We start from the raw sequence: 18544 nt of genomic DNA, 5'->3' as shown, positions 1-18544 counted from the left end.
AGTCCCCATCAATGCAAACTCAATTGCCGGCCGGCCGCACCCAGACCCGGTTGTCGTGGAAGGCCGCGCCGCCATAGGGAGCGACCGCATCGGCACCGGTCAGAACATTGATCCCCTCGCCGTCGAGATGGGCGCCGTTCGGCCAGAGCCCTTCGGCGATGACCACACCGCGGCGCGCGCCGCCGCCGATCCTCGCGTGCAGGCGGATTTCGCCGCGCTCGTTGCCGAGCCTGACGATATCGCCGTCGGCAATGCCGAGTTCGGCCGCATCCTCCGCATGGATCATCACCTCGGGCCGCCCTTCCTTCTGGATCGAGGACGGCGTTTCGGCGAAGGTCGAATTCAAGAAGGAGCGCGCCGGCGAGGTTGCCAGCCGGAACGGGTGGTGCTCGTCGGCGACCTCGATCAGATCGACGTGATCGGGGAACTGCGGAAGCCGGGCATGCGGCCCCTGTGGGCCCATCGACTTCGGCGGCCTATTGGGGGCGGCCGTGCCGGTCCAATCCGCTTTGAATCGGAACTTACCGTCCGGATGTCCGAAGCCGTTGAGAAAATGCGCTTCCTCGAACGCCGGCTGGCAATCGAGCCATTTTCTCTGCTTCATCTCTTCGTAGTCCACGCCGTAATTGCCGAGCAATCGATCGATATGTTGACGCTCCGTCAGGCCGAAGCCGGGGCGATCGGCGATGCCGAGGCGTTTTGCCAATTCCTCGATGACGAACAGATTGGTGCGCACCGTCGGCGGCGGCTCGACCACCTTCGGACCGATCAGAATGTGCTGATGCCCGCCGCCGCGGTAGAGATCGTCATGCTCCAGGAACATGGTCGCCGGCAGAACGATGTCCGCCAGTTGGGCTGTATCGGTCATGAACTGTTCGTGCACCGCCACGAAAAGATCGTCGCGCAGGAAGCCCCGTTTCACCAGTCGTTGCTCCGGCGCGACGTTGACGGGATTGGTGTTCTGGATCAGGAGCGCCGTCACGGGGCCGCGATGGCGTAGCGCCTCGGCATCGCCGGTCAGCACGCGGCCTATCTGCGATTGATCGAGCATGCGCACGTCCGGATCATGCAGCGCGGTGCCGACGAGTTCGCGCTTGTCCAGCTTGAAGATGTCATTGTTCGAATGGAAGGCGCCGCCGCCTTCATGCTTCCAGGAGCCGAGGACTGTCGCAACGGACGCTGCCGCGTGGATTGCGACCGAACCGTTGCGCTGGCGGGTGAAGCCGTAGCCAAGGCGGAAATAGGTCTTGGGCGTCGTACCGACGAGCTTGGCGAAGGCCTCGATCTCGTCCACCGAAAGGCCGGTGATAGCGGCAGCCCATTCGGGACCACGTGTCTGCAGGTGCGCCTCGAGGCCCGCGGGATCGTCGGCGAATTCCGCTATGTAGGCGCGGTCGGTATAGCCGTCGCGGAAGGCAATGTGCATGACGGCGCAGGCGAGAGCGGCATCGGTGCCCGGCTTCAGCACCAGGCCCATATCGGCCTGCTTGACGGTCGGATTGTCGTAGATGTCGATGACGACGATCTTGGCGCCGCGTTCCCTGCGCGCCTTGACCGCGTGGGTCATCACGTTGACCTGCGTCGCCACCGCATTGGTGCCCCAGATCACGACGCAATCGGACTTGGCCATTTCTCGCGGGTCGGGTCCCCGCAGGCTGCCGGTCGCCATGGTGAAGCCCGTCCAGGCCATGTTGGTGCAGATCGAGCCGAAGAAGCCGGAATAGCGCTTGGCGTGGCGCAGCCGCTCGATGGAGTCGCGCTGAACCTGACCCATGGTGCCGGCGTAGAAATAGGGCCAGACCGCTTCCGCGCCGTGCTTCTGCTCGGCCTTCACGAACTGGTCGGCGATCTCATCGAGTGCCGCCTCCCAGGAAATCTCCTGCCAGGTGCCTTCGCCCTTGGCGCCGACGCGGCGCTGCGGCACCATCAGCCGGCCGGGATGATAGATGCGCTCGGAATAGCGCGCCACCTTGGCGCAGATGACGCCGGCCGTATAGCTGTTTTCGGCAGCGCCGCGCACGCGGCCGATCCGTCCTTCGGCCGTCAGGTCTATTTCCAGCGCGCAGGCCGAGGGACAGTCGTGCGGACAGACGGAATGGCCGATCGATTTTTCTGCTCTGATGGGGGTCGAAACGTTCATGGCTTTTCTATATGGCATCCGTAGGGGCGCTCAAAGCCCATTCGCCCATCCATCGCAACAATTGATCATAGCCATCGGCGGCGCTTATGAACTACCGGCATATCTACCACGCGGGCAATTTCGCCGATGTTTTGAAGCACGCGGTGCTGGCGCGGCTCGTCACCTATCTCAAGCAGAAGGACAAGGCCTTTCGGGTGCTCGACACCCATGCCGGCATCGGGCTTTACGACCTTTCCAGCGAAGAGGCGCAGAAGACAGGAGAGTGGCGCGAGGGCATTGGACGACTGATCGACGCGGAGCTGCCCGCGCCGGTCGCCGCGATCCTGGAACCTTATCTGTCAGCCGTTCGCGATCTCAATCCGGAGGGCGGACCGGAGGGCGGGCTCACCCATTATCCCGGCTCGCCGAAGCTCGCCCGCATGCTCTTCCGTCCGCAGGACAGGCTCTCGGCGATGGAACTCCACCCGGACGACTACGAAATCCTGCACCGGCTATTCGACGGCGACTTCCAGAGCCGCATCACCCGGCTCGACGGATGGCTGGCGCTTGGCGCCCATCTGCCGCCGAAGGAGAAGCGCGGCCTCGTTCTCGTCGACCCACCCTTCGAGGTCGAAGGCGAATATGAGCGGCTCGTCGACGGCCTTGCCAAGGCCTATCGGCGTTTTTCGAGTGGCATCTTCTGCCTCTGGTATCCGCTGAAGAAGGGCGCGCCAATAAAGGATTTCCACGAGGCGCTGAAGGCGCTGGAGATCACGAAAATGCTCTGCGCCGAGCTCTCGGTCCGCAGCGATCGCCACATAACGGGGCTCGCGGGATCTGGCCTTATCGTCGTCAACCCGCCCTACACGCTGAAGGGCGAACTGGACACACTGCTGCCTTTCCTGAAGACTCGTCTCGCCCAGGACCGTTTCGCGTCAGCTCGCTGCTTCTGGCTGCGCGGCGAAGCGCCTCTCAACCGAGGCCCTTGACGGATGAAGCCCTGTGGCTCCAATCTCTCGAGAGGATTCAGGGAGATGGCCATGACTCGCAAGCTCGCCGCAACGCTTCTGTTTTCGCTTTCCCTCGCCGCCGGCGCAAGTACCGGCGCTGCCGCAGCGGATTATGTGGGGGGCCCCGCCCCCCGGGTGGCCCATGACACGGGCATTTGCAGCAATCCCTCCGTTCTGGGTTTCATCACCCGGCGCTTTGACTACAAGGCTGCGAACTATCTTCATGCCGACCTTGCGATCGCCGAAATCCGCGACATGGGTCAGAGCCGCTTCGAGCCGCGGGACTACACACATCTGGTGGAGCGCGAGTATTGCTATGCAACCGCCGTGATGACGGACGGTGAGCGGCGGCCGCTGTGGTACCTGATAGAGCGGCCATGGGGTTTTGCCGGCGTGGGCTCCAGTATCGAGTTCTGCGTCGGCGGCCTCGACCCCTGGTATGTCTACGGCGCCCATTGCGCTTCGCTTCGTTGATGGCTGCAAGAAAGCTGCTGCCGACGCTCGTCGGTATTCTGGCGATTGCCGGCTGCAGCGACGAAGGTGCCAAGAACACGCTGCCGAGCACCAGAACCGATACTGAAAAAGCCGCAGCGTCGGTGACAGTCCCCGTCGGCAAAGGGTTCGACTTCTACGTCCTTTCGCTATCCTGGTCGCCAACCTGGTGCGACGCCAACGATCCGAAAGGAAAATCCGATCAATGCGAGGCCGGCAGCGGACATGGCCTGATCGTGCACGGGCTCTGGCCGCAGAACGAAGACGGCTATCCGGAATTCTGCCCAACGCGGCAATCGGACCGCGTGCCCGAGGCGCTCGGTCGACAATATCTCGACCTCATTCCCTCAATGGGGCTGATCGGCCATCAGTGGCGCAAGCACGGCAGTTGTTCAGGACTGCGCCAAGCCGACTATTTCGCCGTAACACGTGCAGCGCGCGAAAGGCTCGCCATCCCGCCCGAGCTCACATCCAATGGCGGACCGCGCGACCTCTCCGTGCCGGCGATCGAGGCGGCGTTAGCAGCCAAAAATCCGGGCATGACGAAAAACATGATCGCTGTTACCTGCGAAGGCAGGCTGCTCGAAGAAATCAGGATCTGCTTCGACAAGGAATTGAAATTCAGAGCCTGCCCTGAAGTGGATCGCCAAGCTTGCAGGAGGAGCACGGTGTTGCTGCCTCCTGCACCGTGACAATGGAAAGACGTCGGATGAAAATACTCTACTCGCCTGCCTCGCCCTATTCGAACAAGGTCCGCATGGCCGCCCATCACATCGGCATTGCTGCGGAAAGTGTGCTGACGGACACCAACGCCAATCCGGCGGAACTGGTCGGCAACAATCCGCTCGGCAAGATCCCGACGCTGATTACCGCAGACGGAAAGGCGATCTACGACAGCCGCGCGATCATGCACTTCCTCGACCGCGAGACCAAGAGCAAGCTCTATCCGAAGAATGCCGCAAAGCGCACGGACGTCGAGATCTTCGAGGCGCTCTGCGACGGCATTTGCGACAGTCTGCTCGCGATCGTCTACGAAAAGCGGTTCCATCCGCCTGAAAAGGTGCATCAGCCCTGGATCGACCGGCAGTGGGAGAAGGTAGAGCGCGGACTGGACCATCTCAACGCAAACTTGCCGAAGACCGGGGGCAAGCTAAATGCCGGGCATTTCGCGCTGGCGGCGCTGCTGCACTATGTCGAGCTGCGTTTCAGCGGCGAGTGGCAGGCGGGCCGGCCGAGGCTCGCGAGCTGGCCGGCGAAGTTCGAGAAGCACTTTCCCGACTATTCCAAATTTAGAGCGGGCTGAGGAAAAGTGTGCGCGGTTTTCCGCCCTAACTTTTTAAGATCGATCACGTTTATGATCTTGGGTCGATTTGACCTAAAATCATCGTGATCTAAGGCATGAAAAAGGCCGGGGAAACCCGGCCTTTTCGCTGATCACGTCTGTTCGGGTCAGAACTTGACGCCCATACCGAGACGGACGCTGTGCTCGTCATAGCCGGACGAGACGGTCGTGCCGCCGGTGCGGAAGTCCTTTGAGCCATAGTCCGTGTAGCGGTACTCGACGCGAGCGGTGACGTTGTCGGTGACGAACGTTTCGGCACCGGCGCCGGCGGTCCAGCCGACCAGGGTCTTGTCGTCGGAACCGGCCGGGGTCGACAGCTTGGCGTTGCCAAGGGCGACACCCGCCGTGCCGTAAACCAGAACCGGGTTCATATCGACACCGACGCGGCCGCGGATCGAACCGTTGACGCCCTGCTTGACGCGACGGCCGTTGGAGTGTGAGTCGTTGCCGGCGTAACCGATGTCGGCTTCACCGCCGTAAACCATCTGGCCGCTCTGCACGTTGTAGCCGCCGTAGAGGCCGCCGCCGAAACCAGCGGAGGTGTTGCCGCCGGTCGCATCAGCCTCGCCATGGTGCCAGTCGGCCGTGCCGCCGACATAGGCGCCCGACCAGTTCTTCACCGCTGGTTCGGTATATTCGGCAGCCGGAGCAGCCGGCACTTCGTCGACGACGTCAGCGGCGTGGGCGGCCTGGAAGGCAACAAGGGCCATGGCGGAAGCCATGAGAGTGGTGGTGAGCGTACGCATACTATTCTCCTTTGCGAACCGGTGTTCCTAAGCAATTGCGCCTTAGTGAAACACCGGACATCTGTAATTAACCCGCCCGGTTGACTGGAAATTGGCTAGAAATTGCGGATTCTCAAGAGCTAAAATGTGAAATTTTGATGGCGCGAACATGGTCGAAATTTGGTGTTGCTTTCACAACACAGAGACTTTATTAACCATAATTCAAGATTAACCAAAGCTATACTATAACCGTTCAAAATAACGAAAATTACACCGCTGGTATTAATTTTTTCGAAATGAATCGTCACGGGAGAGTTTCAGCCCACGGGTTCTCGCCTATATCTTCGTCCAGCCAGAGCGAGGATTCGAGGACGGAACCAAACATTGAAAAAGACACCAAAAGCGGCGCTTGTAACCGGCGGCGCTCGACGCATCGGCAAGGCGATAGTTGAGGATCTGGCGACGCACGGCTTCGCGATCGCCATTCATGCGAACGGCTCGTTCGACGAGGCCGAGGCGCTGGCAGCGAAGCTCAACGCGGGCGGTGCCAAGGCCGTTGCGCTAAAGGCAGATCTCACCGATTCGGCTGCCGCGTCCACGCTCATTGCGGAGACAACGGCTTTGCTCGGTCCGCTCGACCTCCTCGTCAATAATGCTTCCGTCTTCAAGAACGACAGTCTGGATCAATTCGACGAAGACGTTTGGGAGCGGCATTTCGCCTTGCATGTCAAAGCGCCCTCCCTGCTTGCCCGCGATTTCGCGCGGCAGCGTCCGGACAACGTCGCCGGTCTCATCGTCAACGTCATCGATCAGCGCGTCTGGTCTCCAAATCCACGCTTTTATTCCTATATGCTATCCAAGTCGGCGCTTTGGACGGCAACTCAAACGATGGCGCAAGCGCTAGCGCCCGACATTCGGGTCAACGCCATCGGACCGGGGCCGACACTGCCGAACGAAAGGCAAGATCCGCGCGATTTCCAGGCCCAGGTCGAAGCGCTGATCCTCCGGCGCGGACCGGCGCTCGATGAGTTCGGACGCGCGATCCGCTTCCTTTTCGACACGCCGTCGGTTACCGGACAGATGATCGCGCTCGACGGCGGCCAACATCTTGCCTGGGAGACGCCGGATATTCGGGAGATAGTGGAATGAACGGGCAGACGCCCACGGATGGCGGCATCCTTTATGACGGCACCGAAACGGACGACGAAGACGATCTGCTCGACGTGGCCGAAGACGCACGGCCCGCGCCGGCTATAGAGTGGGCGGAAAGCCGACCGAAGACGGAGGACCTCAAGGGCGCCGAACTGATCCAGGCCTTCGTCAAGCTCCTGCCGAACGGGCCCGGCGTCTATCGGATGTTCAATGATGCCGGCGATGTGCTCTACGTCGGCAAAGCCCGCAGCCTCAAGAAACGCGTCAGCAACTACGCTCAGGGACGCGGGCACTCAAATCGCATCGCGCGAATGGTTCGCGAGACCGCGAACATGGAATTCGTGACGACGCGGACCGAAATCGAGGCGCTGCTGCTAGAAGCGAACCTCATCAAGCGCCTGCGTCCGCGCTTCAACGTGCTGCTGCGCGACGACAAGTCGTTTCCTTACATTGTTGTTACCGGCGATACTCGCGCCCCCGCCCTCTACAAGCATCGTGGGGCACGCAGCCGCAAGGGCGACTATTTCGGCCCGTTCGCGTCTGCCGGGGCCGTCGGACGAACGATCAATTCGCTGCAACGGGCTTTTCTTCTCAGGACCTGTACGGATAGCGTCTTCGAGACGCGCACGCGCCCCTGCCTGCTCTATCAGATCAAACGCTGTTCGGCGCCCTGCACCGGCGAGATCAGTGATGCCGACTACGCGGAACTGGTCCATGAGGCAAAGGATTTTCTCTCCGGCAAGAGCCAAGCGGTGAAGGCGACTATCGCCTCCGCCATGGCAGATGCCTCGGAGAACCTCGATTTCGAGCGCGCGGCGCTTTACCGCGATCGTCTGGCAGCGCTCAGCCATGTCCAGAGCTATCAAGGCATCAACCCGGCCGGTGTCGAGGAGGCGGATGTCTTCGCGATCCACCACGAAGGCGGCATCTCCTGCATCCAGGTGTTTTTCTTCCGGACGGGACAGAACTGGGGCAACCGCGCCTATTTCCCCAAGGCCGATCCTTCGCTTCCTGCCGCCGAAGTACTCAGCGCGTTTCTCGCTCAGTTTTATGACGACAAGCCGTGTCCCCGGCAAATCCTGCTCTGCGAACCCGTCGAGGAGCAGGAACTGCTCGGTCAGGCGCTCAGCGAGAAATCCGGCTATAGGGTGTCGATCCAGGTGCCGCAGCGCGGCGAGAAGCGGGATCTCGTCGATCATGCGCTCGCAAATGCACGCGAGGCGCATGGCCGGAAGCTGGCGGAGACCGCATCGCAGGCGCGCCTGCTCGAAGGCTTCGCCGAGACGTTCAAGCTCGCCTGCGTGCCGCGCCGGATCGAGATCTACGACAACTCGCATATCATGGGCACCAATGCGGTCGGCGGCATGGTCGTGGCCGGGCCTGAGGGCTTCGTCAAAGGCCAGTATCGCAAGTTCAACATCAAATCGACCGACATCACGCCAGGCGATGATTTCGGCATGATGCGCGAGGTGATGACGCGGCGCTTCTCGCGGCTGCTGAAGGAGGAAGGCAAGCCGAACCGCGGCGCCGAACCGAGCGAGGACGCCGGCTTCCCGGCCTGGCCCGACGTCATCCTGATCGACGGCGGCCAGGGGCAGATGACGGCAGTTCGTGCCATTCTCAAGGAGCTCGATGTCGAGGACTGCCTGACCGCGATCGGCGTCGCCAAGGGAGTCGATCGAGAAGCCGGCCGCGAACGCTTCTTCATCGAAGGCCGGGAAAGCTTTACCCTGCCGCCGCGAGACCCGGTGCTCTATTTCGTTCAGAGACTGCGGGACGAAGCCCACCGCTTCGCGATCGGCTCGCACCGGGCCCGGCGGAAGAAAGAGATGGTCAAGAACCCGCTCGACGAGATCTCCGGAATCGGTCCGACACGCAAACGCGCTCTGCTCACGCATTTCGGAACGGCCAAGGCGGTCTCGCGCGCGGGTGTCAACGATCTGATGGCAGTGAACGGCATCTCGGAAACAGTGGCGCGCCTCGTCTACGAACATTTTCATGAGGACGCCGCCAAATGATGACGCGAGCGCCGCAATTCAGCCTGCGTTCAGGTGAATTCCACCATATATGACAACCGTCGCGCAATGACCTGTTGACCTAATGGTCGCAAAGTCATTCTGTACAGGTGAAACCCGGAGAGGATGGGAAAGGCAGCTTTCGCTTTTCGCTCGCTGCTCTGATTTGAGCAGGATGCGGAAGAGGAGCAGCGGTTGTCCGCCGCATCCCGCTCCACTTTGATTAGAATCGATTGCACCGATGCCCCCGGATTGCGGGAAATGAGGTATTGTCGTGTCCAGAGAAACCGAGTCCATGCCAACGCCCATCGCCTATAGTGTCCCGAATCTGCTGACCTATTTCCGTATCCTGATCGTGCCGCTGATCGTGCTCTGCTTCTTCGTCGAGGGCCGCTTGCACAGTTCGGACTTCGCACGCTGGACCGCCCTCGTCTTGTTCGTGGCGGCCTCGATCACCGACTTCTTTGACGGTTATCTCGCCCGCATCTGGAAGCAGACTTCCAATATTGGCCGAATGCTCGACCCGATCGCCGACAAGCTACTCGTTGCTTCGATCCTGCTGCTTGTCGCGGCTGACGGGACGATTGCCGGCTGGTCGATCTGGGCAGCGATCATCATTCTCTGCCGCGAAATTCTCGTGTCCGGCCTGCGGGAATATCTCGCAGCGCTCAAGGTCAGCGTACCGGTGACACGAATCGCCAAGTGGAAGACGACCATCCAGATGGTGGCGATCGCGTTTCTGCTTGCCGGTCCGGCTGGCGACAAGATCGTTCCCTATACGACAGAAGCGGGTATCCTGCTCTTGTGGATCGCAGCGGCCATCACGCTTTATACCGGCTATGATTATTTCCGCGCCGGGCTGAAACATGTGGTCAACGAATGAGCACGGTAAATCTCGTCTATTTCTCCTGGGTACGGGAGCGCATCGGCAAGGGTGAAGAAACTCTGGAACTGCCGGCGGATGTCGTCACGATTGCCGATCTGCTCGCGCATCTGAAAACGCGGGGCGAGGAATATCAGACGGCGCTCGAACACCAGAGCGTCATCCGCGCGGCGATAAACCAGGAACACGTCGATCACGGCGAACCGATCGCAGGCGCCCGCGAGATCGCCCTGTTTCCGCCGATGACGGGCGGCTGAAACGATGGCCGCCGCCGTCACAGTGCGCGTCCAGCGCGAGGACTTCGACATCGCCGCCGAAATTTCCTCGCTCTCACGCGGCCGGTCGGACATTGGTGCCGTGGTCACATTTTCCGGGCTCTGCCGGGATGAAGCGGGGACGCTCGGCGCGCTCGAGCTCGAGCATTATCCCGGCATGGCGGAGGCCGAGATCAAACGCATCTGCCACGAAGCCGTGGCGCGTTTCGGTCTGCAGGCTGCAACGGCCATTCACCGCTTCGGCAAAATCAGACCCGGCGAAAACATCGTGCTGGTAGTAACCGCCTCACCGCACCGGCAGGCGGCTTTCGACGGCGCAAATCTCATCATGGATTTCTTGAAGACGTCGGCGCCCTTCTGGAAGAAGGAACATCGCATCGACGGCAGCGTCGGCGAATGGGTCAGCGCCAAGGACGCCGACGACACGGCACGGGACCGCTGGACGCGGTAATACGGATCAGGGAATAAACTTTTCGCGGCGGGTCACCACCAATACGATGACCAGGAAACCAAAGATCGCGAAATCGCGCCAGAGGATCGGTCCGTAGGCTCCCCATAGTGTTTCGAGGAGGCCGATACCGGCGGCTCCAAGGGCGGCAAACAGCGGCGCTGTCTGGCCACCGATCGCCGCGATAAACAAGACCTTGACGCCAAAGGTCAGGCCGGTGCCGAAGTCCATATTGCCATAGTAGGAGGCGGCAAGAACTCCGCAGAAGGTGGCAATCAGCGACGCGACCCCGTAGGCAACGATGTAGACGGTCGCCGGGTCGACGCCGCAAAGCGCCGCTGCCTCTCGATCCTCCGAGACGGCGCGCCAATAACGCCCGAAATAAGAATGGGTCAGCAGCCAGTGCCCGCCGGCAACCAGAGCGGCCATCAGAACAGTGTTCAGCAGTTGAATGACCGTCAGCGTCACGGGAAATCCCGAGCCCGGCCACAAGATGATGACGTCGTTCAAAAAGGGCGGCAACCACAGGCTTCGCGTATCCGAAGCAAGGCGAGCCGTTTCCATGAGCACCAGCAGAGTGCCGAGAGAGGCAACAATCACCGCGTTCGCCGAGGAGAAAGCAAGCGGCCGCATGATGTAGCGCCCGGCGACCAGCCCCGCTCCCAGCCCGAATGTGAATGCCGCCGCCGCTCCCAGGCCGAGGGCGGCCGGCAACACCAGCCAAAACCGGCTCCAGCCAAAATCCGCGAAAAGCACGAACATCTGACCGGCAAATGCAAAGAGTGCACCATAGGTCAGATCGGCCCGGCGCGTGACGGCAAAGGCGAGCGCATAGCCGAAGGCCAGCGCCGCGTAGAGTGCGGCGACGGGCACGGCGTTGGCGATCTGCTGAAGAAAATAGGCCATGGCACATCCGTTAGATCGCGGCGATCCGGATCGAAGCAATCCGAGATCATAGCCCTTATGGAATTCAACATGCGAGGGACGTGGGCGGGAAAACGCTTTTCACTTTCCTCAATGCGGCTCTAGTGACAGAATCAATATAACTGGTAAACTCGGTTTTGCTAGTTAGGATTTTCACATGAGCTTCACTTGGACCGCGCATAGATTCTCGGGCGGCGCCTTGGCACTGGACGTCGCAAATTCAGTCGTGCTGCGCTTTGATCCGGAGCGCCGGATCGATCGTTTCGCCGATGCCGTAGCGATGGTTTCCTTTGCCGAGGCCGCCAATCGTCACGGCGCGGAAAGGCAGCGCTTCGGCATGCTTGTTCCGGCGCGCCCCGAAAACCGCGGATTGCTCATAGGTTTGCGGGAGGCGACGGACCAATATTTTCGAGCCCGTGGCCGGGCCGAAAACCGGCCCGATTTGCTGGCGGATCTGCTTGAGGCGATTGCGACGATCCTGCGCCAGCCGCCGTACAAAGGCGAATACATCACACTCGACGCGGCCGCTGCGCATTCGGCGCTCAGCCTCGCAGCCGATCCGGAACCAGATCGGCTGAAGATATGCCCCAATTGCGAGTGGCTGTTTCTCGACCGCAGCCGCAACCGGAGCCGAACCTGGTGCGACATGGCCGTTTGCGGCAATCGTACGAAGGCGAGACGCCACTATCGCCGCAACAAAGAGGAAATGAGAGCATGAAGATGCTCGCCGCCGTTGTCCTCATCGCCGCAGCCGGGCTTGCCGGATGCCAACGCGAGACCGGGCCCGATCCGCTGAAGCTGACCGGCAAGATGTTCGTGTTCAACTACCGGCTGGCCTACGCCACCTACATGGTCACCCTCAACAAGACGGAGCCGGTCCCGGACGGCAGTGTCGTCGTCGCCCGCTTCGAGAATCCCGCCGGCGGCGAGCCGCTGACGCTCACGCGCAAACTCTTTCCAAAGCTTGAAAAGGTGGTGCTGGAAAGCCCGGATATTACTTGTGTCAAGAAGGAGACGCCATACGCGGTGACAATCGAAGTCAAGGGACCGGATGGGGCAACGCTGCAGAAACTGGAAACGACGGTGATCTCCGACATAGATCAGGACGTGATGCCGGCGAAACCGCTCGTCGAAGGGCCGGGTTATGACAAGAACCCCGCTGTATTCCACGACGGCAAGGCGCCGGAGCGCTTCGAGACGGCAAGCTGCCCAACATAAAACCGGGACGTTTCCGCCCCGGTTTCAAGAGTGTTTTCAGCGTATTACGAGCCGAAACGAAGAATGTGAATCAGCCGACGATTTCGGTGCCGGCGAACCAATAGGCGATTTCTTCCGCCGCCGTTTCCGGACCATCGGAACCGTGAACCGAGTTTTCGCCGATCGAAAGCGCATGAACCTTGCGGATCGTACCGTCGGCAGCGTTGGCCGGATTGGTGGCGCCCATGACTTCGCGGTTCTTGGCAATGGCGTTCTCGCCTTCGAGGACCTGAACCACGGTCGGGCCGGAAGACATGAACTCGACCAGTTCGCCGAAGAACGGACGTTCCTTGTGAACCGCGTAGAAGCCTTCGGCTTCGCGGCGGCTCATCCAGACGCGCTTCGAGGCGACGACGCGCAGGCCGGCATCTTCGAGCATCTTGGTGATGGCGCCGGTGAGGTTGCGCTTCGTAGCATCCGGCTTGATCATCGAGAAAGTACGTTCAATCGCCATTGGCTCAATTCCCTTGTTTCTTGAAGTGGCGGTTCATTAGCCGCCAATTCCGAGCAAAACAAGGGGGAGCGCCGATGATTCGCTGCCTCCAGCGCCGGTTTCATGCGGCTGTCACGGAACGGCCGAGACCATCGTGGAGATCGAGGCACCGCTCGAACCAGTCGAAGACGACGTCGCCCGCGGCGAGCAACCGGTGTGGCGAGATGATACGTGCCCATTGCAGCGCGCCAAAGACGATATAGTCGGCGAAAAGGGGCCTGTCTCCGCCGAGGAAGGGCTGGGCTTTCAGCATGTGGCGCAGCGGCTCGAGTTTCGTCGAAAAAGCTTTGATATCCGACCGTCCTGCCTCGGCAATCTCCTCCAGCGATTGGCCGAAGCGTTCCTCTCTGCTCCGGCGGAAATAGGCCTGGTCGACAGGATCGAGGCTGTCATGGATATCCATGATCGCGATGCGCCCAATCACCGGGTGCAGCGTCATCTGCGACCATCCCTCGACGAACCGGGCCATGGCCTTGCCGCCCTCGCCGCCGAAGAGCGTTGCACGTTCGGGATAGGCTTGCTCGAGATAGAGCGCGATCTCAAAGCTGTCCTTGACCAGTTTTTCACCGTCGCGCAGCAGCGGCACGATTTTCGTTGCCCCCTCCTCCAACTTCGGGATTTCGGTGAAGCCGACGGGAGCAATGTCGAAGGCAAGTCCCTTATGGGCAAGCGAGAGCTTCGTCTTCCAGACATGTGGCGAAAACGGGCGGGCCTTGTCGGTCCCACACAGAGTATAAAGCTTACGGGGCATGCGATCTCCTGATTTGATGTTCCGACACCCATTCGACGGCAGAGAGGCCGGTAGATCAAATCAGTAAATTTCATGAGTGGCATTCGACACCGGAATGCTAATCCGCGCTACTGCACGTTTCCTTAAATCGGAGCCGATTTAAGGATAAAAACATGCAGCAATTCAAAGTGCTACAGCGACCTTTGTGCGTCTGAAAAGACGCACGCCGCTGTAGGCTGCCGCGAACCACGGAGATCACCGATGCACGACCACTACCGGATGTTTGCCGACTACAATCGCTGGGCCAATCGGCGGCTCTATACCGCTGCGGCGGAACTCTCGGACGCCGAGTTCCGCGAAGACAAGGGCGCCTTCTTCGGCTCGCTGCATCGGACGCTCAACCATATTCTCGTTGCCGACCGGGTTTGGATGAAGCGCTTCACCAAGCAAGGGGATGCGCCGACGGCACTTGATGCAATCCTGCATGAGGACCTCGACGCTCTGACGGCGGCGCGAGTGGCGGAAGACGAGCGCATCATCGCCTGGGTCGACAGCCTTGACGAGGCACGGCTTGCAACACGCTTCACCTATACGCCGCTCACGACGCCGGTCGATATCACCCAAAGGCTCGGACCGACGCTTGCGCATTTCTTCAATCATCAGACCCATCACCGCGGCCAGGCGCACGCGATCTTGACCGCGCTTGGCGGCCCGTCATTGACACTCGATCTGGTTTTCTTCCTGCGGACAGATGGCACCAGGTGGGCGGATTAGCGCGGCGACATGATCCAATGCGGCCGCGCCTCTCAGTTTTGCTGATCGGCGACGGCCATTTCGGGCTGAGGCAGTAAGAAACCGTCGCGCCCGAAGCGAAGCCGGCCGGCCAACTGGCGCAGCGCGTCGAGTGGACGCCGGCGTCCTTCGGAGCGTGCCAGCAACTGGAGAAGACGCTGGTGAGCCGTCCATATCACCAGGCCAAGTCCCACTCCACCGACGAGAGCGCAAGAGGAGTAGACGGTCGGCGATAACAGTGGCCGCATCGGCAGCAGCAGAAGCTCCGGCACGAAACGGTGCAGCAGATAGATGTGAAAGCCGGCGGCAGAGAGAGGCAAGATCATCCGGATGGCCCATTTCGGGACCCGAATGCGCGGCAGGAAAAGCAAGGTCGCCAACACCACGATCTGCAGCAGATACTTGATCTTCGTGCCGATCCACACGCCTTCATAGAGGCCGAAGAACAGGAAGGCGCCCGTCCCGGCCAACATCAGCATGACGCGCTGAAACGTGGTTTCGGCAACGGCGGCGCACCAGCCCAGAACCGCCAAATAGAAAACCCAGGGCAGCGCGAATATCTGGCGATTGCCGATGTCCACGAACAGAGGCAGCGCCAGCCGCGCAGCAAGTGCCGCCGCAAACAGCATCATGCCCACGGCAAAGGGCTTGGCCTGGCCAGCGCGCCGGACAAAAGGCACGGCGAAGACGGCGGCAAACACGACCAGCATCTGGCAATAGGCTTCGATGAACCAATAGAGATAAGGCACCATGTCGTGGCGTTCCGGATCGGCGAAACCGAAATTGCCGACGAGGAAGACCGAGGCCCAAGGTACCTGGCCCCAGCCAAGCGCATAGCCTGCTACGATCAGATAATAAGGAACGAGTATCTGCCCGAGCGGCCGCAGGATCTGCAGCACCGCCCCCGAGAGCAGTGCGCGAACCTGAAAACGTGCGAGGCCGAAGCCCGCAAGGATAACCATCGCCGCTGATCCGCCGGGGATAGGCCACAGCGTTTCATGGTGCAGGACGACGAGCAGGATCGCCAGTGCCCGGATCATGAGATCGGAACCGATCTGCCGCCCCTTCGTCTCCCGCTTCTGCAGGGTCGCCAGTGTCGCCACCGTCATTTTTTCCCAGGCCTCGGGCACCTCACCCAGGACTTTTTCCAACCCTACCGAAAGCTGGACGAAACGAAGCGAGTCGCCGCCGAGCGAAAGGAAGCTGTCGCCCGGTTGAACTTTCTTCGGATAGAAGAGCTGATCGAAAAGCGATGCTATGCCGTCGCCATGGTCGGTGCGGACGCGCTCCTCCGCTTGGTCCTGGAGGCGCCGGTAGTCGACCTTGCCGGAAGGCAGCCGCGGCAGTTCATCGACACACGACACCTTTATCTGCATGAGGGTCAAGCCGCTGGCCGCAACAAGGATCCTGCGGACTTCCTCGGGACTTGGTCTACCGGAACCGGGCGTCGCGGCATAGAAAGCATGAATGCAGGCATCGTCGCCGATGACGGCGGCGGCAATGCCGCGACGCTCAAGGGCTGCCTCCAGACTGTCATGGCCGATTCGCAGGCCGGCAATTTTCGATATGCGCTTCGTTCGTCCGACGATGCGGAAGAACCCTTCAGCATCCCTTACAGCCAGATCGCCGGTTCGCAATTCCGCGAGCTCCGCGCCGCGCGCCAGATCGGCGCGCGAACCGGCATAGCCCATCATCACATTCGGGCCGCGATAGACGAGTTCTCCGGGCGTCTCGGCAGCCGCAATCAGCCGTCCCTGGTCGTCCTCAATCGTGAGGCTTCCCCCGGATATCGCGATACCGATCCGGTCCTCCCTGCCCGCCAGCCGATCCGGCGGCACATAGGCGATCCGCGCCGTCGCTTCGGTCTGGCCATACATTGCAAAGAAGAGCGCCCCGCGCCGCGCCAGATGTTCGTTGTAGCGGCGAATCATTTCCGGTGCCGGACGTCCGCCTGCCACCGTCATGAAGCGCAAGTCCGGGAAATCCCGTTCGCGGAAACCGACCTTTTCTAACAGGTCGTAGGAATAGGGAACGCCGGAAAGATTGGTGCTGCCGCTCTTGGCCAGTCCATCGAGGAAGGCCTCGTCGAGGATCGAACCGCCTGGGACATAGACGCTTGCGCCGACAGCGAGATGGGCATTCAACACCGACAAGCCGTAGGAATAATGGATCGGCAGAACGAGGCAGCTTCGATCCGAGGCAGTGAGGCCGAGATATGCGGCGATCGCCTGTGCATTGGACTGGATGTTTGCCGCAGATAACCGGACGCATTTGCCATGGCCAGTGCTACCGGATGTCGAGAGCAGGACGGCAAGATCGGGATGAAGCGCTTCCGTGGCTCCCTCCAGCCGTTCCAGCCGCCAGCGCCCGTCGAAACGGCTATAGCAAAATTCCGGCTTCAGGATCTGCCGGTCCGCATCCATGGAGTTCAGGCTCTGCATGGCCACGGCATGCCCGGCTTTCAGCGCGGCGAGATAGGCGACGACAGCATGTTCCGAGAGATCGGCTTCGATCATTGCCAGCCCGCGCCTGCCGCGCCACTGCGACGCCTGCCGGTCGACGCGCTCCGCCAATTCCCGATAGCTTACGATCCTCCCGCCGGGCATCAGAAGCGCTGGCCTGTCGCCGTGAACGGTCAGGTTCGCGGCAAACAACGTGGATATTGAAAACTCGCCAGCACTCAAGGCCACCTCCATTTTAGCGAGGGGGCATATAATTGCTGACTTTAATCGTCAAGTATCATCAGGAGCCGAGATAGGAACGCCTGGCACAGCACCACAGCAAAAGCCGCACGCTGCGGATGGCCTCATCAATCGGCTTCTAAGGTGCACGGCGCGGTTCATCGCCATTCACGTCCGATGATTTCGGCGAACGCGAAACGACCCGGCTCCACTCGGGGACCGGGTCATTCGATTCGCGTCAGGCTTGGGAGGTAATATTAGTTGTTCTGGTCGCCTGCGTCGCCGAACGGCGCGGCGGCGCGGCCATTGGCAATGGCGCCGGTCGACGTCGCATCGACGGGTTTGTTGTCCACGCCAGCATAATAATCGCCGCGGTCGGCGGTGCTCGCCGAGGCACCGGCACCGGCCGAAGCAGTTGCCCGCCCCGTGAAAAGCGGCGCCGAACTGACGCCTTCGTAATAACTTCCGCCTGCAACAGCGGCGGAAGCGCCACCGGCGACGGCCGCGGCAACGAGAAGAGCTGCAATGGACTTGGTCATGGGAGTGTTCCTTGCTGAAAAGATGCGATCACGGGGTTTTGCCACCCCGTAATTATTCTTGCGGGAACGACCGCCCTTAGCGGCTGATGCCCTGATAGTATTCGCCTTCACCGCCCGAGATCACCTTCGGCTGCGAACCATAGTTCGAGACCGCCCCGGTAGAGGTACGATCGATGGAGCCATCCTCGGCACGGCGAACGGAGACCTCATCGCCCGCGTTCGGGGCACGTTCCGTGTGGAGCGGCGTGGGGCTGATGCCCTCATAGTAGCTGCCGCCGGCAAAGGCAGCGGAGGCGCCGCCGAGAACGGCGGTCGCGACGAGGGTGGCGGCAAGAGCAGTATGGATTGCGTTCCTCATAATCATCACTCCTGATCGGTCGTTCGCTTGAACGAGGGTTTGTCGAGGCCGCCTCTGACCGGATCATTTCTTCGAACGCGGTGGCCTTGCCGATAGCGTTCAATCCGATCCAGGCGGTCAGAAGAGCAGTTCCGTGCCCTTCGCCGATAGATGTGGTCCCTCATGATGATGTTTAGAAGTATTGATTATCGGAACACGTTGTCCACGATTCTATAACAATCGCCCCTTGAAAACGTGCCTGTCATGCATAGGCACCGCCGGTTGCATTCACTCGGCGCACCCCTTGCCTTCTCGGAAAAGTCGGGGCAA

20 protein-coding genes are annotated in these 18544 nt (G+C 61.0%); 12 read left to right on the top strand and 8 right to left on the bottom strand.

What is annotated here, in order from left to right:
* Positions 1 to 19: 19 nt before the first annotated feature.
* The gene (locus tag PYH37_RS17085; RefSeq protein WP_280732670.1) at positions 20 to 2158 is read right to left on the bottom strand and encodes a molybdopterin-containing oxidoreductase family protein; all 2139 of its coding nucleotides are present in this window, start codon (positions 2156 to 2158) and stop codon (positions 20 to 22) included.
* A 68-nt stretch (positions 2159 to 2226) separates the two neighbouring features.
* On the opposite strand from PYH37_RS17085, the gene PYH37_RS17080 reads away from it, so the two are divergent.
* Genes PYH37_RS17080 through PYH37_RS17065 form a run of 4 tightly spaced genes read left to right on the top strand, consistent with a single transcriptional unit; the run spans position 2227 to position 4924 of the window.
* Positions 2227 to 3108 carry a 23S rRNA (adenine(2030)-N(6))-methyltransferase RlmJ gene (locus PYH37_RS17080; protein ID WP_280732669.1) on the top strand — a complete coding sequence of 294 codons (882 nt, stop codon included), beginning with the start codon at positions 2227 to 2229 and terminating at the stop codon, positions 3106 to 3108.
* Between the two features lie 51 nt (positions 3109 to 3159).
* On the top strand, positions 3160 to 3603 hold the full coding sequence (locus tag PYH37_RS17075) for a hypothetical protein (protein ID WP_280732668.1): 444 nt from the start codon (positions 3160 to 3162) through the stop codon (positions 3601 to 3603).
* The gene (locus PYH37_RS17070) at positions 3603 to 4313 is read left to right on the top strand and encodes a ribonuclease T2 family protein (protein WP_280732667.1); all 711 of its coding nucleotides are present in this window, start codon (positions 3603 to 3605) and stop codon (positions 4311 to 4313) included. The genes PYH37_RS17075 and PYH37_RS17070 overlap by 1 nt, the downstream gene beginning before the upstream one ends.
* 17 nt (positions 4314 to 4330) lie before the next feature.
* On the top strand, positions 4331 to 4924 hold the full coding sequence (locus PYH37_RS17065) for a glutathione S-transferase (protein WP_280732666.1): 594 nt from the start codon (positions 4331 to 4333) through the stop codon (positions 4922 to 4924).
* A gap of 146 nt (positions 4925 to 5070) precedes the next feature.
* On the opposite strand, the gene PYH37_RS17060 is transcribed toward PYH37_RS17065, so the two are convergent.
* Positions 5071 to 5709 carry an outer membrane protein gene (locus tag PYH37_RS17060; RefSeq protein WP_280732665.1) on the bottom strand — a complete coding sequence of 213 codons (639 nt, stop codon included), beginning with the start codon at positions 5707 to 5709 and terminating at the stop codon, positions 5071 to 5073.
* Positions 5710 to 6072: 363 nt separating this feature from the next.
* On the opposite strand from PYH37_RS17060, the gene PYH37_RS17055 reads away from it, so the two are divergent.
* From PYH37_RS17055 to PYH37_RS17035, 5 genes are all read left to right on the top strand, one after another.
* Complete coding sequence (locus PYH37_RS17055; protein WP_280732664.1) at positions 6073 to 6837, top strand: SDR family oxidoreductase; 765 nt, start codon at positions 6073 to 6075, stop codon at positions 6835 to 6837.
* Positions 6834 to 8858: an excinuclease ABC subunit UvrC gene (uvrC, locus tag PYH37_RS17050; protein WP_280732663.1), complete on the top strand. Its 2025-nt coding sequence runs from the start codon at positions 6834 to 6836 to the stop codon at positions 8856 to 8858. Before PYH37_RS17055 ends, uvrC begins: the two co-directional genes overlap by 4 nt.
* A gap of 292 nt (positions 8859 to 9150) precedes the next feature.
* Positions 9151 to 9738 carry a CDP-diacylglycerol--glycerol-3-phosphate 3-phosphatidyltransferase gene (pgsA, locus tag PYH37_RS17045; RefSeq protein WP_280732662.1) on the top strand — a complete coding sequence of 196 codons (588 nt, stop codon included), beginning with the start codon at positions 9151 to 9153 and terminating at the stop codon, positions 9736 to 9738.
* Entirely contained in the window at positions 9735 to 9995 is a 261-nt protein-coding gene (gene moaD / locus PYH37_RS17040; RefSeq protein WP_280732661.1) for a molybdopterin converting factor subunit 1, read from the top strand. Before pgsA ends, moaD begins: the two co-directional genes overlap by 4 nt.
* A gap of 4 nt (positions 9996 to 9999) precedes the next feature.
* The gene (locus PYH37_RS17035) at positions 10000 to 10464 is read left to right on the top strand and encodes a molybdenum cofactor biosynthesis protein MoaE (protein ID WP_280732660.1); all 465 of its coding nucleotides are present in this window, start codon (positions 10000 to 10002) and stop codon (positions 10462 to 10464) included.
* A gap of 6 nt (positions 10465 to 10470) precedes the next feature.
* Here the strand turns inward: PYH37_RS17035 and PYH37_RS17030 are convergent, their stop codons facing one another.
* The gene (locus PYH37_RS17030) at positions 10471 to 11367 is read right to left on the bottom strand and encodes a branched-chain amino acid ABC transporter permease (RefSeq protein WP_280732659.1); all 897 of its coding nucleotides are present in this window, start codon (positions 11365 to 11367) and stop codon (positions 10471 to 10473) included.
* A 175-nt stretch (positions 11368 to 11542) separates the two neighbouring features.
* Between PYH37_RS17030 and PYH37_RS17025 the strand changes: the two genes are divergently transcribed.
* Together PYH37_RS17025 and PYH37_RS17020 are read left to right on the top strand one after the other, a co-directional pair.
* Positions 11543 to 12103 carry a CGNR zinc finger domain-containing protein gene (locus tag PYH37_RS17025; RefSeq protein ID WP_280732658.1) on the top strand — a complete coding sequence of 187 codons (561 nt, stop codon included), beginning with the start codon at positions 11543 to 11545 and terminating at the stop codon, positions 12101 to 12103.
* Entirely contained in the window at positions 12100 to 12603 is a 504-nt protein-coding gene (locus tag PYH37_RS17020) for a hypothetical protein (protein ID WP_280732657.1), read from the top strand. The genes PYH37_RS17025 and PYH37_RS17020 overlap by 4 nt, the downstream gene beginning before the upstream one ends.
* A 70-nt stretch (positions 12604 to 12673) precedes the next feature.
* Here PYH37_RS17020 and ndk read toward each other — a convergent pair whose 3' ends face one another.
* Together ndk and PYH37_RS17010 are read right to left on the bottom strand one after the other, a co-directional pair.
* Entirely contained in the window at positions 12674 to 13096 is a 423-nt protein-coding gene (gene ndk / locus PYH37_RS17015; RefSeq protein WP_280732656.1) for a nucleoside-diphosphate kinase, read from the bottom strand.
* A gap of 100 nt (positions 13097 to 13196) precedes the next feature.
* Entirely contained in the window at positions 13197 to 13886 is a 690-nt protein-coding gene (locus PYH37_RS17010) for a glutathione S-transferase family protein (RefSeq protein ID WP_280732655.1), read from the bottom strand.
* Positions 13887 to 14126: 240 nt separating this feature from the next.
* Here PYH37_RS17010 and PYH37_RS17005 point away from each other — a divergent pair, with 240 nt between their 5' ends.
* Positions 14127 to 14639 (top strand): DinB family protein, encoded by a 513-nt coding sequence (locus PYH37_RS17005; protein ID WP_280732654.1) that lies wholly within the window; start codon positions 14127 to 14129, stop codon positions 14637 to 14639.
* Positions 14640 to 14671: 32 nt separating this feature from the next.
* On the opposite strand, the gene PYH37_RS17000 is transcribed toward PYH37_RS17005, so the two are convergent.
* The 3 genes from PYH37_RS17000 to PYH37_RS16990 form a co-directional block, all read right to left on the bottom strand.
* Entirely contained in the window at positions 14672 to 17353 is a 2682-nt protein-coding gene (locus PYH37_RS17000; RefSeq protein ID WP_280732653.1) for an AMP-binding protein, read from the bottom strand.
* A gap of 242 nt (positions 17354 to 17595) precedes the next feature.
* Positions 17596 to 17877 (bottom strand): hypothetical protein, encoded by a 282-nt coding sequence (locus PYH37_RS16995; RefSeq protein ID WP_280732652.1) that lies wholly within the window; start codon positions 17875 to 17877, stop codon positions 17596 to 17598.
* Between the two features lie 76 nt (positions 17878 to 17953).
* The gene (locus PYH37_RS16990; protein ID WP_342394654.1) at positions 17954 to 18241 is read right to left on the bottom strand and encodes a hypothetical protein; all 288 of its coding nucleotides are present in this window, start codon (positions 18239 to 18241) and stop codon (positions 17954 to 17956) included.
* Positions 18242 to 18544 lie beyond the last annotated feature (303 nt).

The sequence above is a fragment of the Sinorhizobium numidicum genome, assembly GCF_029892045.1.
GTDB classification, from domain to species: Bacteria; Pseudomonadota; Alphaproteobacteria; order Rhizobiales; family Rhizobiaceae; genus Sinorhizobium; species Sinorhizobium numidicum.
The sequence above is the reverse complement of the archived record's forward strand: the minus strand, read 5'-3'. Positions and strand labels throughout refer to the sequence as shown.